This window comes from Enterobacter sp. HG048 (genome assembly GCF_024702055.1).
Taxonomy (GTDB): Bacteria; Pseudomonadota; Gammaproteobacteria; order Enterobacterales; family Enterobacteriaceae; genus Enterobacter; species Enterobacter dykesii.
In genome coordinates, this window is record NZ_JANLIZ010000011.1 from 78,395 (window position 1) to 104,291 (window position 25,897).

At 59.2% G+C, this 25,897-nt stretch carries 27 protein-coding genes; 22 read left to right on the plus strand and 5 right to left on the minus strand.

Translation table 11 applies throughout. From position 1 onward, the window contains the following. Window positions 1–9: 9 nt before the first annotated feature. From glgX to asd, 3 genes are all read right to left on the minus strand, one after another. Window positions 10–1,983 (minus strand): glycogen debranching protein GlgX, encoded by a 1,974-nt coding sequence (gene glgX / locus NUX24_RS14075; protein ID WP_257832277.1) that lies wholly within the window; start codon window positions 1,981–1,983, stop codon window positions 10–12. Continuing rightward, window positions 1,980–4,166: a 1,4-alpha-glucan branching enzyme gene (gene glgB / locus NUX24_RS14080; RefSeq protein ID WP_257832279.1), complete on the minus strand. Its 2,187-nt coding sequence runs from the start codon at window positions 4,164–4,166 to the stop codon at window positions 1,980–1,982. Before glgB ends, glgX begins: the two co-directional genes overlap by 4 nt. 250 nt (window positions 4,167–4,416) lie before the next feature. Continuing rightward, window positions 4,417–5,520 carry an aspartate-semialdehyde dehydrogenase gene (gene asd, locus NUX24_RS14085; RefSeq protein ID WP_023333727.1) on the minus strand — a complete coding sequence of 368 codons (1,104 nt, stop codon included), beginning with the start codon at window positions 5,518–5,520 and terminating at the stop codon, window positions 4,417–4,419. A gap of 177 nt (window positions 5,521–5,697) precedes the next feature. Between asd and yhgN the strand changes: the two genes are divergently transcribed. After that, on the plus strand, window positions 5,698–6,291 hold the full coding sequence (yhgN, locus tag NUX24_RS14090) for an NAAT family transporter YhgN (protein ID WP_003861574.1): 594 nt from the start codon (window positions 5,698–5,700) through the stop codon (window positions 6,289–6,291). A gap of 63 nt (window positions 6,292–6,354) precedes the next feature. On the opposite strand, the gene tusA is transcribed toward yhgN, so the two are convergent. After that, window positions 6,355–6,597: a sulfurtransferase TusA gene (tusA, locus tag NUX24_RS14095; RefSeq protein ID WP_126330616.1), complete on the minus strand. Its 243-nt coding sequence runs from the start codon at window positions 6,595–6,597 to the stop codon at window positions 6,355–6,357. 167 nt (window positions 6,598–6,764) lie between these two features. Between tusA and NUX24_RS14100 the strand changes: the two genes are divergently transcribed. Next, a complete protein-coding gene (locus NUX24_RS14100; protein WP_023309514.1) occupies window positions 6,765–7,430 on the plus strand; it encodes a 7-cyano-7-deazaguanine/7-aminomethyl-7-deazaguanine transporter in 666 nt (221 codons plus the stop codon). Between the two features lie 72 nt (window positions 7,431–7,502). After that, window positions 7,503–8,060 carry a DcrB family lipoprotein gene (locus tag NUX24_RS14105; RefSeq protein ID WP_023309515.1) on the plus strand — a complete coding sequence of 186 codons (558 nt, stop codon included), beginning with the start codon at window positions 7,503–7,505 and terminating at the stop codon, window positions 8,058–8,060. Window positions 8,061–8,064: 4 nt separating this feature from the next. Here the strand turns inward: NUX24_RS14105 and NUX24_RS14110 are convergent, their stop codons facing one another. Then, window positions 8,065–9,282 (minus strand): MFS transporter, encoded by a 1,218-nt coding sequence (locus NUX24_RS14110; RefSeq protein ID WP_257832284.1) that lies wholly within the window; start codon window positions 9,280–9,282, stop codon window positions 8,065–8,067. A gap of 145 nt (window positions 9,283–9,427) precedes the next feature. Here NUX24_RS14110 and NUX24_RS14115 point away from each other — a divergent pair, with 145 nt between their 5' ends. The 19 genes from NUX24_RS14115 (at window position 9,428) to NUX24_RS14205 (ending at window position 25,895) form a co-directional block, all read left to right on the plus strand. Beyond that, the gene (locus NUX24_RS14115; protein WP_045909021.1) at window positions 9,428–10,477 is read left to right on the plus strand and encodes an AI-2E family transporter; all 1,050 of its coding nucleotides are present in this window, start codon (window positions 9,428–9,430) and stop codon (window positions 10,475–10,477) included. 335 nt (window positions 10,478–10,812) lie between these two features. Further along, window positions 10,813–11,202 (plus strand): lipoprotein, encoded by a 390-nt coding sequence (locus NUX24_RS14120; protein ID WP_047652902.1) that lies wholly within the window; start codon window positions 10,813–10,815, stop codon window positions 11,200–11,202. Window positions 11,203–11,268: 66 nt separating this feature from the next. Further along, window positions 11,269–12,333, plus strand: a complete 1,065-nt coding sequence (locus tag NUX24_RS14125; protein ID WP_214577445.1) for a methyltransferase — start codon at window positions 11,269–11,271, stop codon at window positions 12,331–12,333. Window positions 12,334–12,399: 66 nt separating this feature from the next. Beyond that, entirely contained in the window at window positions 12,400–13,122 is a 723-nt protein-coding gene (locus tag NUX24_RS14130) for a beta-ketoacyl synthase chain length factor (RefSeq protein WP_214577446.1), read from the plus strand. Next, a complete protein-coding gene (locus NUX24_RS14135) occupies window positions 13,119–13,934 on the plus strand; it encodes a 1-acyl-sn-glycerol-3-phosphate acyltransferase (protein WP_047652905.1) in 816 nt (271 codons plus the stop codon). Before NUX24_RS14130 ends, NUX24_RS14135 begins: the two co-directional genes overlap by 4 nt. Next, entirely contained in the window at window positions 13,915–14,172 is a 258-nt protein-coding gene (locus NUX24_RS14140) for a phosphopantetheine-binding protein (RefSeq protein ID WP_008503081.1), read from the plus strand. Before NUX24_RS14135 ends, NUX24_RS14140 begins: the two co-directional genes overlap by 20 nt. Window positions 14,173–14,182: 10 nt before the next feature. Continuing rightward, window positions 14,183–14,434 carry an acyl carrier protein gene (locus NUX24_RS14145; protein ID WP_008503082.1) on the plus strand — a complete coding sequence of 84 codons (252 nt, stop codon included), beginning with the start codon at window positions 14,183–14,185 and terminating at the stop codon, window positions 14,432–14,434. Window positions 14,435–14,440: 6 nt separating this feature from the next. After that, a complete protein-coding gene (locus NUX24_RS14150; RefSeq protein WP_257832291.1) occupies window positions 14,441–15,028 on the plus strand; it encodes a hypothetical protein in 588 nt (195 codons plus the stop codon). Then, on the plus strand, window positions 15,021–16,382 hold the full coding sequence (locus tag NUX24_RS14155; protein ID WP_257832293.1) for an AMP-binding protein: 1,362 nt from the start codon (window positions 15,021–15,023) through the stop codon (window positions 16,380–16,382). The genes NUX24_RS14150 and NUX24_RS14155 overlap by 8 nt, the downstream gene beginning before the upstream one ends. Next, window positions 16,369–16,722 (plus strand): hydroxymyristoyl-ACP dehydratase, encoded by a 354-nt coding sequence (locus tag NUX24_RS14160; protein WP_126330604.1) that lies wholly within the window; start codon window positions 16,369–16,371, stop codon window positions 16,720–16,722. Before NUX24_RS14155 ends, NUX24_RS14160 begins: the two co-directional genes overlap by 14 nt. Further along, on the plus strand, window positions 16,713–18,404 hold the full coding sequence (locus tag NUX24_RS14165) for a glycosyltransferase (protein ID WP_257832295.1): 1,692 nt from the start codon (window positions 16,713–16,715) through the stop codon (window positions 18,402–18,404). Before NUX24_RS14160 ends, NUX24_RS14165 begins: the two co-directional genes overlap by 10 nt. Before the next feature lie 3 nt (window positions 18,405–18,407). Beyond that, a complete protein-coding gene (locus NUX24_RS14170) occupies window positions 18,408–18,830 on the plus strand; it encodes a thioesterase family protein (RefSeq protein WP_023309526.1) in 423 nt (140 codons plus the stop codon). Further along, on the plus strand, window positions 18,827–19,432 hold the full coding sequence (locus NUX24_RS14175; protein ID WP_033146843.1) for an outer membrane lipoprotein carrier protein LolA: 606 nt from the start codon (window positions 18,827–18,829) through the stop codon (window positions 19,430–19,432). The genes NUX24_RS14170 and NUX24_RS14175 overlap by 4 nt, the downstream gene beginning before the upstream one ends. Beyond that, window positions 19,401–21,725, plus strand: coding sequence for an MMPL family transporter (locus NUX24_RS14180; protein ID WP_257832299.1), 2,325 nt, complete (start codon window positions 19,401–19,403; stop codon window positions 21,723–21,725). The genes NUX24_RS14175 and NUX24_RS14180 overlap by 32 nt, the downstream gene beginning before the upstream one ends. Beyond that, a complete protein-coding gene (locus NUX24_RS14185; protein ID WP_047652912.1) occupies window positions 21,722–22,300 on the plus strand; it encodes a DUF3261 domain-containing protein in 579 nt (192 codons plus the stop codon). The genes NUX24_RS14180 and NUX24_RS14185 overlap by 4 nt, the downstream gene beginning before the upstream one ends. Window position 22,301: 1 nt before the next feature. Continuing rightward, window positions 22,302–23,471 carry a beta-ketoacyl-[acyl-carrier-protein] synthase family protein gene (locus NUX24_RS14190; RefSeq protein ID WP_257832301.1) on the plus strand — a complete coding sequence of 390 codons (1,170 nt, stop codon included), beginning with the start codon at window positions 22,302–22,304 and terminating at the stop codon, window positions 23,469–23,471. Next, the gene (locus tag NUX24_RS14195) at window positions 23,468–23,941 is read left to right on the plus strand and encodes a 3-hydroxy-fatty acyl-ACP dehydratase (protein ID WP_126330596.1); all 474 of its coding nucleotides are present in this window, start codon (window positions 23,468–23,470) and stop codon (window positions 23,939–23,941) included. The genes NUX24_RS14190 and NUX24_RS14195 overlap by 4 nt, the downstream gene beginning before the upstream one ends. Continuing rightward, a complete protein-coding gene (locus NUX24_RS14200) occupies window positions 23,938–24,669 on the plus strand; it encodes a 3-ketoacyl-ACP reductase FabG2 (RefSeq protein WP_257832304.1) in 732 nt (243 codons plus the stop codon). The genes NUX24_RS14195 and NUX24_RS14200 overlap by 4 nt, the downstream gene beginning before the upstream one ends. Further along, window positions 24,666–25,895, plus strand: a complete 1,230-nt coding sequence (locus NUX24_RS14205; RefSeq protein WP_214577454.1) for a beta-ketoacyl-ACP synthase — start codon at window positions 24,666–24,668, stop codon at window positions 25,893–25,895. Before NUX24_RS14200 ends, NUX24_RS14205 begins: the two co-directional genes overlap by 4 nt. Window positions 25,896–25,897 lie beyond the last annotated feature (2 nt).

Sequence of the window (25,897 nt, forward strand, 5' to 3'; positions counted from 1 at the left end):
CCTTTTTTATCATCTTTGGAATACGCACACTCCGTGCGCAGGCCCGTGCCAGACAGCCATTACTACCGGATTATCCGCTCCGGCAAAGGGGGGAACAGCTCGCCATTCCCCTTCAGGTAAAACAATCTCTGCGACGTCATCCGTCGCGTTCAGCGTGACCAGCCATTTATCCGACAGCAGGATTTGCAGGCGTGGTACGCCGTGTTGCCACTCTTGCGCGCTTAACGGTTGCGCGTCTTTATTCAGCCAGCGAACGTTGCCGTCACCCTCTTCCCACCAGCGGCCAGCGGTCAGCGCGGGGATCTGCTGGCGAAGATGGATCAGCGCAGCGGTAAAATGAATCAGCCCGCTGTTGGCTTCACCCCAGTCGAGCCAGGTTAAGGTGTTGTCCTGGCAATACGCATTGTTGTTACCGTGCTGGCTATGGCCGTGTTCATCGCCTGCCAGCAGCATCGGCGTGCCCTGCGACAATAAAAGCGTTGTCAGCAGCGCGTGAACGCTGGCGCGTCGCCGCTCGATGACGTCCAGGCTTCCGCCTAACCCTTCTATACCATGATTAAAGCTATGGTTATTGTTAGTACCATCGCGATTCTCTTCGCCGTTTGCCTCATTGTGTTTCTGATTGAAACAAACGCAGTCCCTGAGCGTAAAACCGTCATGCGCCGTCAAAAGATTGACGGTGGCCGACGGGCGTTTGCCGTCGCGCTTAAAGAGATCGCTCGACGCGGCAAAGCGTCCGGCGAACTCCCCCAGCGACAGATTGCGTTCCAGCCAGAATCGGCGTACGGCGTCGCGGTAGTGATCGTTCCACTCGGCAAACAGCGGCGGGAAATTCCCGACCTGATAACCGCCTTCGCCGATGTCCCACGGCTCGGCAATCAGCTTCACCAGCGAGAGCACCGGACAGTTTTTTATCGCCTCAAACAGCGGAGCCTGCTGGCTGAACGCTGGCGTACGCCCCATCACGGGCGCCAGGTCGAAACGAAAACCGTCGACGTGGAACGTTTCCACCCAGTATTTCAGGCATTCATACGCAAAATGCGTGACCGCCGGATGGCTGAGGTTGAGCGTGTTACCGCAGCCGGTCCAGTTCTCATAATCGCCATCCTGCCTGATCCAATAATAGCTACGGTTATCAATTCCGCGCATGGAGAGCGTCGGACCGTCGAGATCGCTTTCGGCACTGTGGTTGAGCACCACGTCCAGAATGACCTCAATGCCCGCCGCGTGGAGCGCCTTCACCGCATCGCGGAACTCGTCCCGCGCCTTTTCCGGATGGACGGCATAGCGCGGTTCGAGCGCGAACATCGCCAGCGGGTTGTAGCCCCAATAGTTGCTCAGCCCCAGCCGCTGCAGACGCGGCTCGCTGGCGAAATGGGCGACGGGTAACAGCTCCAGAGCGGTGATGCCGAGGTGTTTCAGGTAGGCGATCATGGTGGGATGCCCGAGCGCCTTATAGGTGCCGCGCATCTCTTTGGGGATCGACGGGTGCAGGTAGGTCAGCCCTTTGACGTGGGCTTCATAAATAACGGTATTGCCCCACGGCGTCTGCGGCGGGGCATCGTCTTCCCAGTCATAAAGATCGTTTACCACCACGCTTTTTGGCGCGACGGGCGCGCTGTCGCGGTGGTCGGGCTCGCCGTAGCCCACGTGGAACAGCGGGTCGTCTTTAAATTCGCCGTCCACGCGGTGCGCGCACGGGTCAATTAACAGCTTCGCCGGGTTAAACCAGTGCCCCTGCGCGGGCTCCCACGGGCCATGAACGCGAAAGCCGTAGTGCATGCCGGGCCGTCCTCCGGCCAGGTAGCCGTGCCAGGTATCCCCCGTGCGCGCGGGTAAATCGTAACGGTGCTCGTTACCTTCCCCGTCAAACACGCACAGTTCTACCCGCTCAGCGTGAGCGGAAAAGAGGGTGAAATTGACACCCTTTCCGTCAAAACGCGCGCCGAGCGGTTCGGGTTTACCTGCCGTAAGCTGCGTCATTCGCCCTCCCGCATCAGCCAGATGGTGCCAAGCGGCGGCAGCGTCAGGCTCAGGGAATTGGGTCGCCCGTGGCTTTCGATGGCGTCGCTCTGTACCAGCCCGCCGTTACCGGCGTTGCTGCCGTGGTAGTGCATGGAGTCGGTATTCAGGATCTCGCGCCATTTGCCCGGCTGGTTAATGCCGAAGCGGTAGTGTTCGCGCGGCACCGGCGTGAAGTTGCTGGCGACGATGATTTCGTTACCCGCCTTGTCACGACGCACAAAGACAAACACCGAGCGCTCGTGGTCGTCCACCACCAGCCACTCAAAGCCGTACGGATCGAAGTCGAGCTCGTGCAGCGCTTTGTGGTGGCGGTAGGTCAGGTTCAGGTCGCGCACCAGACGCTGCACCCCGTGGTGCCAGTTGTCGCCGCCTTCCAGTAGGTGCCAGTCGAGGCTGGCGTCGTGGTTCCACTCGCGGCCCTGGGCGAACTCATTGCCCATAAACAGCAGTTTCTTGCCAGGGAAGGCAAACATCCAGCCGTAGTAGGCGCGCAGGTTGGCAAACTTCTGCCACGCGTCGCCCGGCATGCGGTCGAGAATCGATTTTTTGCCGTGCACCACTTCATCGTGCGACAGCGGCAGCATAAAGTTTTCCGTGTAGTTGTAGAGCATCCCGAACGTCAGCTTATCGTGATGATACTTGCGGTGAACCGGATCCAGCTTCATGTAGTCGAGCGTGTCGTGCATCCAGCCCAGGTTCCACTTATACCAGAACCCCAGGCCGCCTGATGACGGCGGACGGGAGACGCCCGCAAAGTCGGTCGACTCTTCCGCCATGGTCACGGCACCGTCCACCTGTTCGCCGATAATGCGGTTGGTATTGCGCAGGAATTCAATCGCTTCCAGGTTTTCACGCCCGCCAAACTCGTTCGGGATCCACTCGCCCTCTTTGCGGCTGTAGTCGCGGTAGATCATCGACGCCACCGCATCGACGCGCAGGGCATCAATGCCAAACCGCTCGATCCAGTACAGGGCATTCCCGACCAGATAGTTTGCGACCTCACGGCGACCGTAGTTGTAGATCAGCGTGTTCCAGTCCTGGTGATAGCCTTCGCGCGGGTCGCTGTGCTCGTACAGCTTCGTGCCGTCAAACTCTGCCAGCGCAAAGTCATCCGACGGGAAATGGCCCGGCACCCAGTCGAGGATCACGTTCAGCCCGGCGGCGTGCGCGGCATCAATGAAATAGCGGAAGTCATCGCGCGTGCCGAAGCGGCGCGTTGGCGCATACAGCCCGGTAGGCTGATAGCCCCAGCTGCCGTCGAACGGGTGCTCGTTGACCGGCAGCAGCTCAAGGTGGGTAAAGCCCATCCATTTGGCGTACGGCACCAGCTGGTCGGCAAGCTCCCGGTAGCTGAGCCAGAAGTTGTTATCGGTGTGGCGACGCCAGGAGCCAAGGTGTACCTCATAGACGGAGATCGGCGCATCAAAGCGGTTGGCCTGTTTACGCTCCTCCGTCTGGACGACCTTCTCCGGCAGGCCGCAAATCAGCGACGCGGTATCCGGGCGCATCTGCGCTTCGAAGGCATACGGGTCAGCTTTAATGCGCAGCTTGCCGTGGGCGTCGATCATCTCGAATTTATAAAGCTGCCCGGGGTGCGCCCCGGGGATAAACAGCTCCCAGATACCGGTTTCCCGGCGCAGGCGCATCGGATGACGGCGACCGTCCCAGTAGTTGAACTGGCCGACAACGGAGACGCGCTGGGCGTTAGGCGCCCACACCGAGAACCGCGTGCCGGTAATGCCGTCCATAGTATCGGCATGAGCACCCAGGGTTTCATAAGGCCGAAGATGCGTTCCTTCGGAGAGCAGCCAGGCATCCATCTCTTTAAGCAGAGGGCCAAAGCTGTAAGGATCGTCAATCAGGTTTTGCTGACCGTGCCAGAGAACGGCGAGCTGATAGCGAAAAGGGTTTTTACGGCGGGGCATCACGCCCGAGAAGAAGCCACGGGAATCGAGGCATTCAAGATTACCGACCTTGCGGCCGGTTTTGGGTTCAATCACCCAGACTTCTGTGGCATCCGGTAACAGTGCCCGAACTTCAAGGCCATCCTCAGTTTGATGCATCCCAAGCACAGAAAAGGGGTCAGCAAAATGACCCGCAATAAGCGCATTAATCACGTCTCTATCCACACGATCGGACATGGTATTCATCCTGTTTTTTATGTCGTCCTTTTTAAGCGCTCCGGGACGACTTTTAATGTGACCTGAACGGGACAGCACAAAAATGTGCATCCATTCTGCTCCGTTCGAACCTCAGGTAAGAAATGACTCTTCCTTAAAGCATAGCCAACGCTCTAGATGACTCCTGATAAAAAATAAGACATACGCGTGTTACTCCATGTAGTACGCAAAAAAAGGGGGTGAAAATCACCCCCCGGTAGTTAACAAATTATTACGCCAGCTGGCGCAGCATGCGGCGCAGCGGCTCGGCGGCGCCCCACAGGAGCTGGTCGCCGACGGTGAACGCGGAGAGATACTCCGGCCCCATGTTCAGCTTGCGAAGACGGCCAACCGGCGTGGTCAGCGTGCCGGTAACGGCAGCCGGGGTCAGCTCGCGCATGGTGATATCGCGATCGTTTGGCACCACTTTCGCCCACGGGTTGTGCGCGGCCAGCAGCTCTTCCACGGTCGGAATAGACACATCTTTTTTCAGTTTAATGGTGAAGGCCTGGCTGTGGCAGCGCAGCGCGCCGATACGCACGCACAGACCGTCAACCGGAATGGTGTTCGCGGTATTGAGGATTTTGTTGGTCTCGGCCTGGCCCTTCCACTCTTCGCGGGTCTGGCCGTTATCCAGCTGTTTGTCGATCCACGGGATCAGACCACCGGCCAGCGGTACGCCGAAGTTGTCCACCGGCAGCTCGCCGCTGCGGGTCAGCTGAGTCACTTTACGCTCGATATCCAGAATAGCGGACGCCGGGTTTGCCAGCTCGGTCGCAACGCTGTGGTGCAGCTGGCCCATCTGGGTCAGCAGCTCGCGCATATGACGCGCGCCGCCGCCGGACGCCGCCTGGTAGGTCGCCACGGAGACCCACTCAACCAGATCCTGCGCGAACAGGCCGCCGAGGGACATCAGCATCAGGCTGACGGTGCAGTTACCGCCAACAAAGGTTTTCACGCCGTTGTTCAGGCCGTCGGTGATGACGCCCTGGTTCACCGGGTCGAGAATGATGATGGCATCGTCTTTCATGCGCAGCGAAGAAGCCGCGTCAATCCAGTAGCCCTGCCAGCCGCTTTCACGCAGCTTTGGATAGATTTCGTTGGTATAATCGCCGCCCTGGCACGTCACAATAATGTCGAGTGCCTTCAGCGCTTCCAGATCGTAAGCATCCTGCAACGTGCCTGTGGTACCACCAAAGGACGGAGCAGCCTGGCCGAGCTGGGAAGTGGAGAAGAAGACCGGGCGGATAGCGTCGAAATCGCGCTCTTCAACCATGCGTTGCATGAGTACAGAGCCGACCATACCGCGCCAGCCGATAAAACCAACGTTTTTCATAGCATTTTTTTCCTGCTGAGGGTGTGTGCTGATTGTGCAAGCCAGTATTGAACTGGGATATGCTTCACATTACAAAATGCTGCCAAAGTCGCAAGCGAAATTAATCGATGATTGCCCGGCAATCAGAAATACAGCTAATTATCATAATAACCTTAGAGAACTTCAGGGATAAGTTACATGAGTGAAATCATTTCCGCAGCGGTTTTATTGATTCTGATAATGGATCCACTGGGTAACCTGCCGATCTTCATGTCGGTGCTGAAGCACACCGAGCCGAAGCGCCGCCGGGCGATCATGATCCGCGAGCTGCTCATCGCCCTGCTGGTGATGTTTATCTTCCTGTTTGCGGGTGAAAAAATTCTCGCGTTCCTGAACCTCCGCGCCGAAACCGTGTCGATTTCCGGCGGGATTATTCTGTTCCTGATTGCCATTAAGATGATTTTCCCGAGCGCGGAAGGCAGCAGCAGCGGCCTGCCTGCGGGTGAAGAGCCGTTTATCGTGCCGCTGGCGATCCCCCTCGTCGCAGGGCCGACCATTCTGGCCACGCTGATGCTGCTGTCGCATCAGTATCCGAACCAGATGAGCCATCTGGTCATTGCCCTGCTGATCGCCTGGGGCGGGACGTTTATCATCCTGCTGCAGTCGTCGCTGTTCCTGCGCCTGCTGGGTGAGAAAGGGGTGAACGCGCTGGAGCGCCTGATGGGGCTGATTCTGGTGATGATGGCAACCCAGATGTTCCTGGACGGGATCAGGGCGTGGATGAAGGGATGACTTTCTCCCTCTCCCCGTGGGAGAGGGCCGGGGTGAGGGCATCAGGCCGCAGAGGCAGCACGCCTACCCCTTACGAATCAGATACCGGTACGGCAGCGCTTGCGTCTGCTGTGCCACCAGCTCATGTTCCATGAAGGTACAAAAGCCGGGAATATCGCGGGTGGTGGCCGGGTCGTCGGCAATAATCAGCAGCGTTTCACCGGTCTGCATGTTGCGCACGGTTTTACGTACCATCATTACCGGTTCCGGGCAGCGAAGGCCCTGGGCATCAAGAGTGTGGTCTGGGCTGGAAAACAGGTCGGTCATGGTCTTCTCGGTCTGGTAAAAACGGCTGTAGTTTACGCCCGGTTGCGATCAATGCAAACCAGGTTAACGATTGCGTAAAAACTAACCATTGCAATGTCCTGACAAAGCAGTATCATGCTGCGGTTTTTATTGGGTTCCCTCACCCCAACGTATAAAAAGGTCACAATATGACGTCGTTTTCTGAATCACAGCGCGTAAAAGCGTTGTTCTGGCTTTCGCTTTTCCATTTGCTGGTGATCACCTCCAGCAACTATCTGGTGCAGCTCCCAATCTCCATCTTTGGTTTTCACACCACCTGGGGCGCATTCAGCTTCCCGTTTATTTTCCTCGCGACGGATTTGACCGTGCGTATCTTTGGCGCACCGCTGGCTCGCCGTATTATTTTTTCGGTCATGCTCCCGGCGCTGTTCATCTCGTACGTGGTTTCGTCTCTGTTTTATATGGGAAGCTGGCAGGGCTTTGAGGCGTTAACCCACTTCAACCTGTTTGTTGCCCGTATCGCTGCCGCAAGCTTTATGGCCTACGCGCTGGGGCAGATCCTCGACGTGCACGTGTTTAACCGCCTGCGTCAGAACCATCGCTGGTGGATGGCGCCAACCGCCTCCACGCTGTTCGGTAACGTGAGCGATACGCTGGCCTTCTTCTTTATCGCCTTCTGGCGCAGCCCGGATGCGTTCATGGCCGAGCACTGGATGGAAATCGCGCTGGTGGACTACTGCTTCAAGGTCCTCATCAGCATTGTTTTCTTCCTGCCGATGTACGGCGTGCTGCTCAATATGCTGCTGAAAAGGCTGGCAGATAAATCTGAAATCACGGCATTGCAGGCTGGTTAAGGGTTCGCTTTATCAGTTGTGATAAGATGAGCGAATGAGCCGTTATGGCCGTTTATCGAAAGGAAGAAGTCAATGCGCAATCTGGTTAAATATGTCGGGATTGGCCTGCTGGTTGTGGGTCTTGCAGCCTGTGATAACAGCGACACGAAAACGCCTGCTCAGGGCGCATCCGCAGAGAGCAACGCGACCGGCCAGCCGGTGAATCTGATGGATGGCAAACTCAGCTTCTCTCTGCCAGCCGATATGACCGATCAGAGCGGCAAGCTGGGCACCCAGGCGAACAACATGCACGTTTACTCCGACGCAACCGGGCAGAAAGCGGTCATTGTGATTGTGGGCGACGACACCAGCGAAGATCTGGCCGTCCTGTCCAAACGTCTGGAAGATCAGCAGCGCGGCCGCGATCCGCAGCTACAGGTCGTGACCAATAAATCCATCGAGCTGAAAGGCCACACGCTGCAACAGCTCGACAGCATCATCTCCGCAAAAGGCCAGACCGCATACTCTTCTGTGGTGCTGGGCAAGGTTGATAATAAGCTGCTGACCCTGCAGATCACCCTGCCAGCCGAAGATCAGCAGAAAGCGCAGACGGCTGCTGAAAACATCATTAACACCATCGTGATCCAGTAACGCTTCACGACGATGACGTGGCCTCCGGTGCCTGCACCGGGGGCCATTTTTTTAGCCGCCACGTCAGCAGCAGCGCAATCACCACCAGGCCCGCCGCGGCAAGATAGATCACCGGCACGCCTGCCCAGGCCATCACCAGCCCCGCCAGCGGGCCGGTAATCCCTAAAGACATATCCATAAATACCGTATAGGTCGCCAGCGCCGCCCCCTGATTCTGCTGCGGCACGGCTTTTACCGCCACCACGCCCAGCGCCGGGAAGACCAGGGAAAAGCCAGCCCCCGCGAGGAACACGCCCACTTTCGCGACCCAGGGCACCATCGCAATTCCGGTCAGCAGCAGCCCGACTATCTCTATCGCAAAGCAGATCGTCGCCACATTCAGCCCGCCAAGACGGTTGATGCCGTTAGGGAAAAGCAGGCGGGCGCCAACAAACGCACAGCTAAACAGAGTTAACGCAAAGGCCGCGCCGTCCCAGCCTTTGGCGTCGTAGAACAGGGTAATGAAGGTCGCAATCACGCCGAAGCCGGTGGTCGCCAGCGCCAGGGCCATGCCGTACGGCCAGACGCGCCCCAGCACCGCCCGAAACGGCAGCGGCTTGCCTTTGCTGGCCTTCACTTTCGGGCGCGGCAGCGCAAAGAGGATTGCCAGCAGCGCGACCGCCATAATGGTGATGGCCAGCCCATATAGCCCGCCCAGCGCATAGCAGGCCACGCCGAGCGGCGCCCCGAGCGCCATCGCACCGTAGGTGACAATCCCGTTCCAGGAGATCACCCGGCCAATGTGCGGCGCGCCTACCACACCCACGCCCCACAGCGTCGAGCCGGTTCCCGCCAGACTTTGCCCGATGCCAAGAATAACGCGGCCCAGGCAGAGCAGCGCCAGGCTGACCAGCGGCCAGTGGCCGGTGGTGGCAGCCAGCAGGTAGCTCAGGCCACTGAGGAAACAGCCGCACAGTCCCACCACCACGATGCTTTTTGGACCGAACGTATCCGCGTAGCGCCCGGCATGCGGGCGGCTGAGGAGCGTGGCGAAATATTGCAGGCTAATCACCAGCCCCGCCCAGAAGGCGCTGAAGCCCATTACGTCATGGACATAGCCCGGCAGGACCGCCAGCGGCAGGCCAATGGTCAAATAGCTGGCAAAGTTGAAAATTACAACGGAAACGATGCGCAGATTGAGGCGCAGTCCGCTCAGTGCCGGTTCAGCGGCAGGTTCGGGCATGGGGTTCTACCTGGATTTTTTACAACAGTGTTTCACTATTACCACGGCGCAATCAGAAAATCAGCCCCGACTTTCAGATTAACGGTGCCAGACGAAGCGAAGCCCGGGCACTACACTTATCGGGTCATCATATTAAGGAACACGCATGATCGCTAACCCGTCCGACAAAGCTGGACTCCACATCTTATTAAAACTCGCCTGTCTGGTGGTTATCCTTGCGGGTATCCATGCTGCCGCCGACATTATTGTTCAGCTCCTGCTGGCGCTCTTTTTTGCCATTGTGCTAAATCCGCTGGTCACCTGGTTTTTACGCCGGGGCGTCAGCCGTCCGGTAGCCATCACCATCGTCGTCATCGTGATGCTGATTGCCCTGACGGCGCTTTTCGGCGTGCTGGCGGCATCGCTGAGCGAATTCTCCACCATGCTGCCGCAGTACAACAAAGAGCTGACGCGTAAAATTGTCGCGCTGCAGGAGATGGTCCCCTTCCTTAACCTGCATATTTCACCCGAACGGATGCTGCGCAGGATGGACTCCGAGAAGGTCATGACCTACGCCACCACCTTGATGACGGGGCTTTCCGGCGCGATGGCCAGCATTCTGCTGCTGGTCATGACGGTGGTGTTTATGCTGTTCGAAGTTCGCCACGTCCCCTATAAGCTGCGCTTTGCGCTGAACAATCCACAAATTCACATTGCCGGCTTACACCGGGCACTGAAGGGCGTCTCCAAATATCTGGCACTGAAAACGCTCCTGAGCGTCTGGACCGGGGTGATTGTCTGGCTGGGGCTGATGCTGATGGACGTGCAGTTCGCCCTGATGTGGGGCGTGCTGGCCTTTCTGCTGAACTACGTACCCAATATTGGCGCGGTGCTTTCCGCCGTGCCGCCGATGATTCAGGCGTTTCTGTTTAACGGCTTCTATGAATGCATGCTGGTCGGCGCACTGTTCCTCGTCGTGCATATGGTGCTGGGCAATATTCTTGAACCTCGCATGATGGGGCACCGGCTGGGCATGTCGACGCTGGTGGTATTTTTATCCTTACTGATTTGGGGATGGCTGCTGGGCCCGGTCGGTATGCTGCTGTCGGTTCCCCTGACTAGCGTATGTAAAATCTGGATGGAAACCACCAAAGGCGGCAGCAAGCTGGCGATCCTGCTCGGACCGGGGAGGCCGAAAAGCCGATTACCCGGATAACCGACCTACCTGTACAGGTAGGTTTAAACCGTCAGTAATACACCGTAAATTACCGCGTCCTTAATCCGTCGCGGTATTTTATTTGCGTTAAGGCGATATTCATCCTGATTTTATTTACGTCGTGCGCATTACGCTCAATCGCAATTGATGATTTAACGCAAATTATAAAAATTGAAATGGTTATTTATTTTCCATGTTATTATTCCCGTCTTCGCTTCAACGTAATGCAAACATTAATATTGATTAAAAATACGCCTGGCGCCAATGGAAAGCCGGACGGATATTATTTGTAAAAAACACTACCCTTAATTGTTAATATTGATATGGAGTTGTTGATGAAAAAGATCGTTAAATGGTGTGCTGCTGCCGTATTCATTGGTGCACTGGCAGGCTGTGCGCGTACCGCCCCAATCGCTCAGGTTCACTCTATTGTCAGCGCGGGCCATACTGCCGATCAGGTAAAAACGGCAATTTTGAAAGCAGGCCAAAAACGTGACTGGATCATGACGGAAGCGGGCCCGGGAATGATTAAGGGGCGTCTGCAGTCACGCGATCATTCGGTCCAGGTGAGTATTCCGTACACGGCAACAAGCTATTCAATTAACTATGAAAACAGCCTTAACCTGAAAGCGGCAGACGGTAAAATTCACAAAAATTATAACCGCTGGGTGAATAACCTCGACCACGATATTCAGCTGAACCTCTCCGCGGGCGCCGCGCTGTAATATTTTTCTAAAGTCGGGCCCTATATGGCCCGATAACCTTTTTTTAGCCTCAAAGGTTACGCAGGAATGTACGAAAAGGACACACTCAGCGCACTGGATGCCATTACCGAAGCGCAACGCATCGCCTTTGCCCCGATGTTATTCCAGACAGCGCTTTGTCTGCGTAACTCAGGCGTTCTCGCCTGGCTCGATAAACAAGGTAAAGCGGGGGCCAGCCTCGAGGAAATAACGGAACACAGCACGCTCGGCAGCTATGGCGTCAGCGTACTGCTGGATATGGGATTAAGCGGTCGAATCGTTACCCAACAGAATGGACGTTATTTTCTGGCGAAAGTGGGCCATTTTTTACTGCACGACGAAATGACCCGTGTAAATATGGATTTCACCCAGGACGTTTGTTACCAGGGGCTATTTCACCTGGCGGATGCCCTGCAGGAGGAAAAACCGGCCGGATTAGCCGTGTTTGGCAACTGGCCAACCATCTACCCGGCGTTATCCCAATTACCTGCTCCGGCGAAAGAGAGCTGGTTCGCCTTCGATCATTACTATTCTGACGCCGCTTTTGACGCTGCGTTGCCATATATATTCGCAAGCTCGCCGACAAAATTGTACGATGTGGGCGGAAATACGGGTAAATGGTCGTTACGCTGCTGCCGCTATGACGAAAATGTTGCCGTGACGATCCTCGATCTGCCGCAGCAGATAGCGCTGGCGCAGGAAAACATCGCAAAAGCAGGTTTTTCTCATCGTATTGCATTCCATGCTGTCGATATGCTTAGCCCAGCAACATTGCCGGGTGACGCCGACGTCTGGTGGATGAGCCAGTTCCTGGATTGTTTCTCTCCGGATCAGATTGTCGCCATGCTGACGCGCGTCGCACAGGCCATGAAGCCAGGCGCACGTTTGTGCATCATGGAGCTTTTCTGGGATGCTCAGAAATTTGAAGCAGCCTCTTTCAGCCTGAATGCCACCTCGCTCTATTTCACCTGTATGGCGAATGGCAATAGCCGGTTTTACAGCGTAGAGAAGTTCTATCGCTACCTGGAGAGCGCAGGTTTCAGCGTTGAACAGCGGCTGGACAACCTTGGGGTCGGTCATACCCTGCTGATATGCACCAAACGTGAACAATAGAGCAGCGTAGCTGCCGGGTGGCCCAGCCTGCCCTTTGAATACGGTTTTTTTCGCGGACGCGCGTAGATGAAATTTTCACTGAACATTATCGACTGGCAGGCAAGAGCGCCAGGACTCAGCGATGCCACAGAGTGGCAGGCGTGGTCGCGCCTGCAATTGGCCGTTGACCCAGCTGCCCCGCTTCCCCGGCTGACCGCTTTACCCATGATGACCGCGCGCCGCCTCAACTCAGGCAGTAAGCTGGCGGTGGATATTGGTCTTGCCATGCTGCAAAACCACGCCGTTGATGCCGTCGTCTATTCCAGCCGCCACGGCGAGCTGGAGCGCAACTACCGTATTCTGCATGCTCTGGCGACCGGGCAGTCCGTTTCGCCGACCGACTTCGCGATGTCCGTGCACAATTCCGCGGTGGGTAATCTCACGATCACCGCACGCCAGGCCATCGTCTCGTCATCCATTTCTGCCGGGCTGGACACCTTCCAGCAGGCCTTATGTGAAGTGCTGAGCCTGCTGCAGGCGGGCTATTCCCGCGTCCTGCTGGTCGATTTTGACGGCGCGCTGCCGGAATTCTACCATCCGGCGTTACCGCCGCAGATGCCTACCTGGCCCTACGCGCTGGCGCTGGTGATTGAATCCGGCCAGGAATTGCAGTGTGAAACCCGCAGCGGCAGCACGGGTGAAGAACCCGCCCTGCCGCAAAGCCTGATGTTCCTGCAGCGCTATCTCGGCGAGGAACGTCAGTTTGTGGTGCCCGGCGAACGGTTGCTGTGGCAATGGACGCGCGCATGAACCGCCTGGCTGCCCGAATTAACTGGCTATGGCGCCTGGTGATGACCGGCTTCTGCTTCGCGCTGTTTGGCGTGGGCGGGCTGCTGCTGTCGCTGGTCTGGTTCAACCTGCTGCTGATCGTCCAGCGCGACCGCGCTAACCGTCGCCGTCTGGCGCGTCGCAGCATTGCGGCCAGCTTCCGTTTCTTCCTGACCGTTGCGCGCGGCCTCGGGGTACTGGACTATCGCATTCACAATCTTGACGCGCTGCGCAGCGATCGGGGTTGTCTGGTGGTGGCTAACCACCCCACGTTAATTGACTACGTGATTCTGGCGTCGGTGATGCCCGAAACCGACTGCCTGGTGAAAAGCGCACTGCTGCGCAATCCCTTTGTCAGCGGCGTTATCCGCGCGGCGGATTACCTGATTAACAGCGAAGCCGAGCCCCTGCTCGCGGCCAGCCAGCAGCGTCTGGCTCAGGGCGACACGCTGTTAATCTTCCCGGAAGGCACGCGTACCCGGTTTGGCGAGGCTATCTCCCTCCAGCGCGGCGCGGCAAATATCGCCGTGCGCTGTAACAGCGATCTGCGGGTGGTGCTGATCCACTGTAGCGAACACCTGCTGGATAAAAAAAGCCGCTGGTATGATGTACCCCCAGAAAAACCTGTTTTCACCGTGGATGTCCGCGACCGCGTGAACATCGACGAATTTTACGATGCAAATGAACAAGAACCGGCGCTGGCGGCAAGGCAGTTAAACCGGCATCTGCAGCATCGATTAACATCAGGCCTTCAATCTTTGTCAGGAATTAATGATGCAAGCGCTTTATCTTGAAATTAAGAATCTCATTATCACCACGCTGAATCTGGACGAGCTTACCGCAGAGGATATTGATACCGATGCCGCGCTGTTTGGCGATGGGCTGGGTCTGGACTCCATTGACGCGCTGGAACTGGGTCTGGCCGTGAAAAACCAGTATGGCGTGGTGCTTTCTGCCGAAAGCGAAGAGATGCGCCAGCACTTCTTTTCCGTCGCCACGCTGGCGTCCTTTATCAACGCTCAACGCGCCTGAGATGTGAACGATGACTGAACAAGAAACCATTTATCAGGAAGTCTGCGGCCTTCTGACCAGGCTCTTTGAAATCGACCCGCAGGACATTACGCCCGAAGCCCGTCTTTATGAAGACCTGGAGCTGGACAGCATTGATGCGGTGGACATGATCGTTCATCTGCAGAAGAAAACCGGTAAGAAAATCAAGCCGGAAACCTTCAAATCGGTTCGTACCGTTCAGGATGTGGTAGACGCCGTCGAACAGCTTCTGCGCGAAGAGTAAAACGTCGTGCGTGGTGGACGGACGTTCCCGGTCATCCCACTGCTGACGGGGCTGATGCTGCTGGCGTGGCCCTTCCTGATTGGATTTGGGCTAACGCACAACAGCCTGCAGTGGCTGTTGCCGGTGATGGCGCTGGTATTGCTGCTGCGCCTGCGCCAGGCGCGGCGGAACGCTGGCCCGATGCGGTATGTGGTGCAGTGCGTGGCGCTCGCGGGCATTGCGCTCTGCGCGGCAAGCTACCTGCTGAAAACCCACCAGTGGCTGCTGTTCTACCCGGTGGTCGTCAACCTTGTGATGCTGGCCGTGTTCGGCGGTTCACTATGGACCGCGATGCCGCTGGTCGAACGGCTGGCGCGCCTGCGCGAGCCAGATTTGCCCCCGGAGGGCGTGCGCTATACCCGCAAGGTGACCTTCGTCTGGTGCGGCTTTTTCATCGGAAACGGCGCGATGGCGCTGTTCACCGTGCTCCACGGCGACATGCATCTGTGGACGCTGTGGAACGGTATGGTGGCCTACATCCTGATGGGAACGCTGATGGCAACCGAGTGGCTGGTGCGCCAGCGGGTGATAAAAAAAGAGATGCACAATGACTAACCCCCTTCCGCTGGGCCAGTGGTTAAACGCGCCCCGCCCTGACGACATGCCCGTTGCCTGGCTTGACGATCGTACCTGGACGCTGGGCCAGCTGCGCCACGACGTGACCTTACTGGTCGACACTCTGCGTCAGCAGGATGGCGAGCGCTGGGCGCTGTGCTTTGAAAACAGCTACCTGTTTATCGTTGCGCTTCTGGCCTCGCTGCATGCCGGTAAAACGCCGGTCATTCCCGGCCATAGCCGCGTTTCGCAGCTTGAAGAACAGCAGTCGTTGTTTAGCGGCGTCCTGAGCGACAGGACTCTCGATTTCCATGGCAAGCTGATTGTGGTGGCCTCCAGCCATCAGACTGCTCGCCGCTGGGCGCCCCTGCCGGCCATTGACGAAAGCCGCTTCGTTGAACTGTTCACCTCCGGCTCCACGGGTACCCCGCGCCGGGTGATGAAGCACATCGTCAGCCTGGATCGTGAAGCCCGTCTGCTGGCTGACCGCTTCGGCGAGCGTCTGACCGGCTGTAGCGTTGTCGCTTCGGTCGTACCGCAACATCTGTATGGCCTGACCTTCCGCATCGTCTTGCCGATGGCGCTGGGCCTGCCGCTGCATGCCGCGATGCTCTACTACGCAGAGCAGCTGGCCGCCCTTCCTCATGACAGGCATTACCTGTTCATCAGCAGCCCGGCGTTTCTGAAGCGCCTGGATACGGAGCTGCCCGCGCCGCCCGTCAGAATGCTGATTTCAGCAGGCGGAATGCTGCCCTGGTGCGACGTCTCAACCACCGCTGGCTGGCTTAACATCTGGCCGGATGAAATTTATGGCAGTACCGAAACCGGGATCCTCGCCTGGCGCCATCGCCAGCAGGATAACGTGCCGTGGCAACCCTTCCCCGGCGTTATTTTCCATCAGGAAGATGACGCCTGTCGCGTCACGTCGCCGCTGATCCACGAGGCTGAAGGACTCCAGCTGGACGATATCCTGCACTTCGACAGCGAGGGGCTGTTCAGCATCGCCGGTCGCCGCGGGCGGGTGGTCAAAATTGAAGAAAAGCGCATCTCGCTTAACGAGATTGAACGTCGCCTGCTGGAACTCGACGGCATTTGCGAAGCGGCTGCACTGCCGGTCACGCGCGGGGGCCGTCAGGGGATTGGCGTCCTGCTGGTTCTGGACGAAGCGGTTCGCCAGCGCGGGTATATGCAGGATAAAAAAGCGCAGGAGTTCGCCTGGCGTCGCGCCCTGCTGCCGTGGCTTGAGCCGGTCGCCGTTCCGCGATACTGGCGCATTGTAGATGAAATGCCGGTAAACAGTATGAACAAGCGTGTCTATGCGCAGTTAGAGGAGTTATTTCATGAAAATTCCTGAAATTGAGCGCCACCAGACACAGCCGGAGAAGCTGGAAATTATTTTGCATCTCGACGCGGCGCTGTTCTGGTTTCAGGGCCATTTTGCCGTACAGCCGCTGCTGCCCGGCGTTGCGCAGCTTGACTGGGTGATGCACTACGCAACGACCTTACTGGCACCGGGCTACCGCTTTCATAGCATTCAAAACGTGAAGTTCCAGGCGCCTCTGCTGCCGGAAAGCACAGTGACGCTGGTGCTTGAGTGGCATGCCGAACGTCAGATGCTGACCTTCAGCTACCAGCGTCACGCCGGGGCGGAGCGCCATACCGCCAGCAGCGGGAAAATTCGGCTATGTCAGTGATCTTTCGCCCCTGCGTGCTGATCCCGTGCTACAACCACGGCGCCATGATCGCCCGCGTGCTGTCGCGTCTCGCGCCGTTCGGCCTGCCGTGCCTGGTGGTGGATGACGGCAGCGAAGCGAGCACCCGTCAGGAGCTCGAACGCCTGGCGGCGGAGCAGCCGCAGATGACGCTGGTCCGTCTGACACAAAACGCCGGGAAAGGTGCCGCGGTCATCAGGGGGCTGGAGGAGTGCGCGCGCGCGGGCTATACCCACGCCGTGCAGGTGGACGCGGACGGTCAACACGCCATCGAAGATATCCCCAAACTGCTGGCGCTGGCGGAGCGCCACCCGGACGCGCTGATTTCCGGCCAGCCCATTTACGATGATTCCATTCCGCGCTCGCGGCTCTACGGGCGCTGGGTAACCCACGTCTGGGTGTGGATTGAGACCTTATCCCTGCAGCTTAAAGACAGCATGTGCGGCTTTCGGGTCTATCCGGTCTCGCCCACGCTGCGGCTGGCGGCGCGTGAAACGCTCGGCAAACGGATGGACTTTGACACCGAAGTGATGGTCCGTCTCTACTGGCAGGGCAACACCAGCATCTTTCTGCCCACCCGCGTCACCTACCCGCAGGACGGGTTGTCCCACTTCGACGCGTTAAAAGATAACGTGCGGATCTCCCTGATGCATACCCGGCTGTTCTTCGGCATGCTGCCCCGCATGCCCGGACTGCTTTTCCGTCGACGCCGCCAGCACTGGGCACAGCAGGACGAGGTCAAAGGCCTGTGGGGCATGCGCCTGATGCTGCGCGTCTGGAAGCTGATGGGTCGGCGGGCTTTTACCGTGCTGCTGTGGCCGGTGATCGGCGTGTACTGGCTTATTGCGCGTCCGGCGCGGCAGGCCTCGCGGCAGTGGATTGAGAGAGTGAAGCAAGAACTGCGTCAGCGAAACATGCCCGTTCCCCCGCGGCTCAACAGCTTTTTCCATTTCATGCGCTTCGGCAACGCGATGCTGGATAAAGTCGCCAGCTGGCGCGGTGAGCTGAAGTTTGATCGCGACGTGGTCTTTGCCCCCGGCGCGAGCGAAACGCTTAATATCGCGGCGCCGCAGGGCAAGCTGCTGCTGGCCTCGCATCTTGGCGACGTTGAGGCCTGCCGGGCGCTGGCCCAGCTGGACGGCAGCAAAATTATCACCGCTCTGGTCTTCAGCGAAAACGCCCGGCGCTTTAAGCAAATCATGAGCGAAATGGCGCCCGAGGCCAGCGTGAACTTGATGTCAGTTACCGACATCGGCCCGGACACCGCGATTGCCATCAAAGAGAAGCTTGAGCGGGGAGAATGGGTCGCGATTGTGGGCGACCGCATCGCGGTGAATCCGCAGCGTGGCGGCGAGTGGCGCGTGATCTGGAGTCCGTTCATGGGCCAGCCAGCGCCGTTCCCACAGGGGCCGTTTATTCTGGCCTCCATCCTGCGCTGCCCGGTGGTGCTGATTTTTGCCCTGCGCCAGCAGGGTAAGCTCGTCCTGCACAGCGAACCGTTTGCCGACCCGCTGCGCCTCCCGCGCAGTGAACGCCAGCAGGCGCTGCAGGAGACCGTCGATCGCTACGCGCAGCGGCTGGAGCATTACGCCCTCCTGTCGCCGCTCGACTGGTTTAATTTTTTCGATTTCTGGCATCTGCCAGAGTCCAGAGAGAAGGAGTAAAGGGTGCTGACCGATCCCCGCTTTACGACTGAAGTTGAGATCACCGTTCCGTTCCACGACGTCGATATGATGGGCGTGGTCTGGCACGGTAACTATTTCCGCTACTTTGAGATCGCCCGCGAGGCGCTGCTCAATCAGTTTGACTATGGCTATCGCCAGATGAAGGCCTCCGGCTACGTCTGGCCCGTCGTCGATACCCGGGTGAAATACCGCGATGCGGTGACCTTTGAGCAGCGTATTCGCGTCCGCGCGCACGTTGAAGAGTATGAAAACCGCCTGCGCATTGCCTATCAAATTTTCGATGCGCAGACCGGCAAACGCACCACGACCGGTTACACCATCCAGGTGGCGGTGGAAGAAGCCACCCGCGAAATGTGCTTTGTGAGCCCGGCAATACTGTTTGAACGAATGGGAGTGACGCCATGAAATGGTGGCCTTTGCTGGCGCTGATCGTCAGCCCGCTGGTCAGCGCCGTGACGCTGGATGAACTGCAGCAGCGTTTCACCGGGCAGCCCGTCGTGCGCGCGCACTTCGAACAGGTTCGCACCATAAAAGATATGCCGCAGCCGCTGCGCTCGCAGGGCGAGATGCTGATCGCCCGCGACAGCGGCCTGCTGTGGGATCAAAAAGCGCCGTTCCCGATGACGCTCCTGCTGGACGACAAGCGGATGGTTCAGGCCATTAACGGCCAGCCGCCGCAGACCGTCACCGCCGACAATAATCCGCAGATGTTCCAGTTCAACCATCTTCTGCGGGCCCTGTTCCAGGCCGACCGCAGGGTGCTTGAAGAGAACTTCCGCATCGATTTTAAAGACCTGGGCGCGGGCCGCTGGTCGCTGGTGCTTACGCCAAAAACGACGCCGCTGGACAAAATCTTCGCCACCCTCGATCTGGGCGGCGCGACCTATCTGGAGACGATTCGTCTCAACGACAAACAGGGCGACCGTACCGATATCGCCCTTTCACGCCACCAACTGACGCCCGCCAGCCTGACCGATGACGAACGCCAACGCTTTGCCGCACCGTAAATCCCTGCGCCCGGCGCTGCTGTGGGCCACGCTATGCCTGATTCTGCTGGGCGTGCTGCTGTCGCTGCTGCCCGGCGCGCGTCTGAATAGCAGCGTGCTGGCCATGCTGCCGAAGCAGACGCTGGGGGCGATCCCGCCGGCGCTCAACGACGGTTTTATGCAGCGTCTCGACCGCCAGCTGGTCTGGCTGGTCAGCCCCGGCAAAGAGCCCGATCCGCGCGTGGCGCAGCAGTGGCTGGCGCTGCTGCAAAGCAGCGATTCGCTCAGCGAGGTTAAAGGCCCGATGGACGCCGCCGGGCAAAAGGCCTGGGGAGAGTTCTTCTGGCAGCACCGAAATGGCCTGATCGATCCCTCCACCCGCGCCCGCCTGCAAAACGGCGGAGAAGCGCAGGCGCAGTGGATTTTATCTCAGCTCTATTCGGCCTTTTCCGGCGTCAGCGGCAAAGAGCTGCAAAACGATCCCCTGATGCTGATGCGCGGCTCCCAGCTAGCTCTGGCGCAAAACGGCCAGAAGCTCCGGCTGATGGACGGCTGGCTGGTCACAAAAGATGAGGCGGGAAACTACTGGTATCTGCTGCACGGCGAGCTGGCGGGCTCGTCATTCGATATGCAGCAGACCCACCGGCTCGTGACGACGCTTAACGCGCTGCAGGAGAGGCTAAAAGCGCGTTACCCACAGGCGCAGCTGCTTTCGCGCGGTACCGTGTTCTACAGCGATTACGCCAGCCAGCAGGCCAAACGCGATATTTCGACGCTGGGCATCGCCACCCTGCTTGGCGTGTTCCTGCTCATCGTGGCGGTGTTCCGCTCTCTGCGTCCGCTGCTGCTGAGCGTGCTCTCGATTGCCATCGGCGCGCTGGCGGGCACGGTGGTGACGCTGCTGCTCTTTGGCGAACTGCACCTGATGACGCTGGTGATGAGCATGAGCATCATCGGTATTTCAGCCGACTACACGCTCTACTACCTGACCGAACGGATGGTGCACGGCGCGGAATATTCCCCCTGGCAAAGCCTGGCCAAAGTACGCAATGCGCTGCTGCTGGCGCTGCTGACGACCGTCGCCGCCTACCTGATTATGATGCTGGCCCCCTTCCCCGGGATCCGCCAGATGGCGGTATTCGCCGCCGTGGGGCTGAGCGCCTCCTGCCTGACGGTGATTTTCTGGCATCCGTGGCTGTGCCGGGGCTTACCGGTGCGCCCGGTTCCGCTGATGGTTATCATGCTGCGCTGGCTGGCCGCGTGGCGGCGCAGTAAAAAACTGTCCGTTGGTTTGCCCGTCGCGCTGGCGCTGCTCTCCGCCGTGGGGATGAGCACCCTGAGGGTGGACGATGACATCGCCCAGCTGCAGGCCCTGCCGAAAGATATTCTGGCGCAGGAGAAGGCCATTACCGCCCTGACCGGACAGAGCGTCGATCAGAAATGGTTTGTGGTTCATGGCGCCTCGCCTCAGCAAACGCTGGAGCGGCTGGAAGCCTTTACCCCGGCGCTGGCGCAGGCGCAGAAAGCCGGAGAGATCGCCCGCTGGCGTACGCTGCCGCTGAACTCGCTGGCCCGCCAGAAAAGCGATCTTACGCTGCTGCGCGAGGCTGCTCCTGCGGTAACGAACGTGCTGAAAAGCGCCGGGCTTAACGCCGTATCCCCAAATCTCGACGCCATGCCGGTCAGCGTGGACGCGTGGCTTGAAAGCCCGGCCAGCGAAGGCTGGCGCCTGCTCTGGCTGACCCTGCCCGACGGGGAAAGCGGCGTGCTCGTGCCGGTGGACGGCGCGAAAAACAGCGCTCACCTCAGTGAACTGGCCGCGCGCCATGACGGCGTCGTCTGGGTCGATCGCAAAGCCAGCTTTGACAGCCTGTTTGCTCTCTACCGCACGCTGCTGACGGGGCTACTGTTTGCCGCGCTGGCAGTGATTGCCTGCGGGGCGATGCTGCGCCTCGGCTGGCGTAAAGGGCTGATAAGCCTGGTGCCGTCTGTGCTGTCGCTGAGCTGCGGGCTGGCGGTACTGGCCGCAACGGGCCACCCGGTGAATCTGTTCTCACTGCTGGCGCTGGTGCTGGTGCTCGGCATTGGCATTAACTACACGCTGTTTTTCAGCAACCCGCGCGGTACGCCGCTGACCTCAATGCTGGCGATTACGCTGGCCATGATGACCACGCTGCTCACGCTGGGCATGCTCGTCTTCAGCGCCACCCAGGCCATCAGCAGCTTTGGTATCGTGCTGGTAAGCGGTATTTTTACCGCCTTCCTGCTGGCGCCGCTGGCGATGCCGGATAAGAAAGAGAGAAAACGTAAATGAACGCTTTTTACCGAGCCGTCGCGCTAACCGCGGCGCTGTTGCTGGCAGGCTGCAGCCATTCGACCGATACCAAAGAGACGCGGCCTCAGGCCTGGCTCCAGCCGGGCACCAAAGTGACGCTGCCGCCGCCCGGCATCAGCCCGGCGGTAAGCTCCCAGCAGCTGCTGACCGGCAGCTTTAACGGACAAACGCAGTCTCTGCTGGTGATGCTCAACGCGGATGCGCATAAGGTCACGCTGGCCGGGCTCTCTTCCGTGGGCATTCGTCTGTTCCTGGCAACGTACGATGAGACCGGTATTCATACCGAACAGTCGATCGTTGTGCCGCAGCTGCCGCCCGCCAGCCAGGTGCTGGCCGACGTGATGCTCAGCCACTGGCCGATAAGCGCCTGGCAGCCGCAGTTGCCGAAGGGCTGGACGCTAACGGACAATGGCGATCGACGCGAGCTGCGCAACGCCAGCGGCAAGCTGGTGACGGAGATTGTCTACCTGCAGCGCAAAGGCAAGCGCGAGCCGATCAGCATCGAGCAACACGTATTCAAATACCACATCACCATTCAATATCTGGGTGACTGAGATGATCTATATTTCCGCTGTTGGCATGGTCAACGCGCTGGGCAACTCGCCCGATGAGATTGCCGCGAACCTGGTGGCAGGCGTCGCGCCGGGTATGCACGCCCGGACCGGCTGGCTGCAGAATTTGCTCGAAGCCGTTCTGGGCGGCGTGGAAGGCGAGCTGCCGCCCGTCCCGGACGCCTTCTCCGCACACCGCACCCGCAATAACCAGCTGCTGCTGGCCGCGCTGGCGCAGATTCAGCCCGCCGTTGACGAGGCCATCGCCCGCGTCGGTCGTGACCGCGTGGCCGTGGTGCTGGGGACCAGCACCTCCGGGCTGGATGAGGGCGATGAGCACGTCAGGCGTATGACAGACGGCGAGGCCAGCACGCGCTGGCAGTATCCGCAGCAGGAGCTTGGCGATCCGTCCCGCTTCCTCGCCAACTGGCTTCAGCTCGAAGGCCCGGCCTACACGATCTCCACGGCCTGCTCCTCCAGCGCGCGGGCGATGATCGGCGGCAAACGTCTGATTGAAGCCGGGCTGGTGGACATCGCCATTGTCGGCGGGGCCGATACCCTGAGCCGGATGCCCGTCAACGGTTTTAACAGCCTTGAATCCTTCTCCCCCACGCTCTGCGAGCCGTTTGGTCGCGACCGCCGGGGGATCACCATCGGTGAAGCCGCCGCGCTGATGGTATTGAGCCGTGAGCCCGCCGACGTGGCACTGCTCGGGACGGGCGAATCCAGCGATGCGTACCATATTTCCGCTCCGCATCCGCAGGGCGAAGGGGCGATAAGGGCTATTACTCAGGCGCTTAACGAAGCGGGCATGCGGCCGCAAGATATCGGCTACATCAACCTGCACGGCACGGCCACGCCGCTCAACGATCAGATTGAATCGCAGGTAGTTCACGATCTCTTCGGGGAAAGCGTGCCGTGTAGCTCAACCAAACACCTTACCGGCCATACGCTGGGCGCCGCCGGTATTACCGAAGCGGCCCTGAGCTGGCTGATGCTGACGCGCGATCTGCCGTTGCCGCCGCAGGACTTCGCCCGCTACGCGCCGGACGACACGCTGGCGCCGTGCGGCCTGCTGCACCAGCGCACCGCTCTGAGAAAGCCGGTCATTTTGTCTAACTCGTTCGCGTTTGGCGGTAACAACGCCAGCATCCTGCTGGGGAGAGCCTCATGAGCTACTTATCACCCGAAGCCTATTTGCCGCACGAGGCGCCGATGATGCTGCTGGGGTCCGTTGAGAACGTTTCGGACGACACGGCGGTCTGCCGCGTGGCCGTCAACGGGCAAAGCGTGCTGGCGCCGTTTCTCAATGCCGATGGCGACCTGCCGGGCTGGTACGCGCTCGAGCTGATGGCGCAAACCGTCGGCGTCTGGTCGGGCTGGCATCGCCAGCAGCAGGGGCAGGATCATATCGCGCTGGGCATGGTGCTCGGCGCGCGCGAGCTGATCTGTGCCAGCGGGCGTTTCGCCGCGGGCCTGACGCTGGATATTACCGTTAAGCTGCTGATGCAGGACGAACGCTTCGGCAGCTTTGAATGCGCGATTTCCGCTAATGAAGAGACGCTGGCCACGGGCCGGGTCAATACCTTCCAGCCGAGCGCAGAAGAATTAACATCGCTTTTTAATCAGGGATCTAACGCATGAGTCGTTCCGTACTGGTCACAGGGGCCAGCAAAGGCATAGGGCGCGCCATCGCCCGCCAGCTTGCCGCCGACGGGTTTACCGTAGGCGTGCATTACCATCGTGATGCCGCAGGCGCGCAGGAGACGCTGGACGCCATCACGCAGGCGGGTGGCAACGGTCGTTTACTCTCCTTTGATGTGGGCAACCGCGAACAGTGCCGCGAGGTGCTGGAGCAGGAGATTGAAGCCCATGGCGCATGGTATGGCGTGGTCAGCAACGCCGGAATTACCCGCGACGGCGCCTTTCCGGCGCTGAGCGAAGACGACTGGGACAGCGTGATCCACACCAATCTCGACAGTTTTTATAACGTCATTCACCCCTGCATTATGCCGATGATTGGCACCCGTAAAGGGGGGCGCATTATCACCTTATCGTCCGTGTCCGGCGTGATGGGCAACCGCGGACAGGTTAACTACAGCGCGGCCAAAGCGGGCATTATCGGCGCCACCAAAGCGCTGGCGATTGAGCTGGCAAAACGCAAAATCACCGTCAACTGCATTGCCCCGGGGCTGATTGATACCGGCATGATTGAGATGGAAGAGGCCGCGCTGAAGGAAGCCATGTCCATCATCCCAATGAAACGTATGGGCCAGGCTGAAGAGGTCGCCGGGCTGGCAAGCTATCTGATGTCGGATATTGCGGGCTACGTTACCCGCCAGGTCATTTCCATTAACGGAGGAATGCTATGACGCGTCGCGTGGTGATTACGGGCATGGGCGGCGTGACCGCCTTTGGCGAAAGCTGGCAATCCGTTTCCAGCAGGCTGCTGGCGTATGAAAACGCGGTGCGTAAAATGCCGGAATGGCAGGTGTATGATGGCCTGCATACCCTTCTTGGCGCGCCGATCGACGATTTCACGCTGCCGGAACACTATACCCGCAAGCGTATTCGCGCCATGGGCCGGGTGTCGCTGATGTCGACCCGCGCCACCGAGCTGGCGCTGGAGCAGGCGGGGCTGATTGGCGAAGCGGTGCTCACTAACGGCCAAACCGGTATCGCCTACGGTTCTTCGACAGGCAGCACCGGTCCGGTCAGCGAATTCGCGACCATGCTCACCGAAAAGCACACCAATAACATCACCGGGACAACCTACGTCCAGATGATGCCACACACCACGGCGGTGAATACCGGGCTGTTCTTTGGACTACGTGGCCGCGTCATCCCGACATCAAGCGCCTGTACCTCCGGCAGCCAGGCGATTGGCTACGCCTGGGAGGCGATTCGCCACGGCTATCAGACCGTGATGGTCGCGGGGGGCGCGGAAGAATTATGTCCGTCTGAAGCGGCGGTGTTTGACACGCTGTTCGCCACCAGCCAGCGTAACGACGAACCCAAAACCACCCCTTCTCCGTTCGATACGCAGCGCGATGGTCTGGTGATTGGAGAAGGCGCAGGCACCCTGATTCTGGAAGAGCTGGAGCACGCCAGAGCGCGTGGGGCGACAATCTACGGTGAGATCGTGGGCTTTGCCACCAACTGTGACGCGGCCCATATCACCCAGCCTCAGCGTGACACCATGCAGATTTGCATGGAGCAGTCGCTGGCCATGGCGGGATTAAGCGCCCGGGATATGGGGTATATCTCCGCGCACGGTACCGCCACCGATCGCGGTGATATCGCCGAAAGCCTGGCCACCGCCGCTATCTACGGTGACAGCGTGCCGGTTTCCTCGCTGAAGAGCTATTTTGGCCATACGTTGGGGGCCTGCGGCGCGCTGGAAGCGTGGATGAGCCTGCAGATGATGCGTGAAGGCTGGTTTGCCCCGACGCTCAATTTAACGCAGCCGGATGAGCAATGCGGTGCTTTGGATTATATTATGGGAGAAGCCCGCCAGATTGACTGCGAGTATTTGCAGAGCAACAACTTCGCGTTTGGCGGCATCAACACCTCGATCATCATTAAACGCTGGGCGTAACT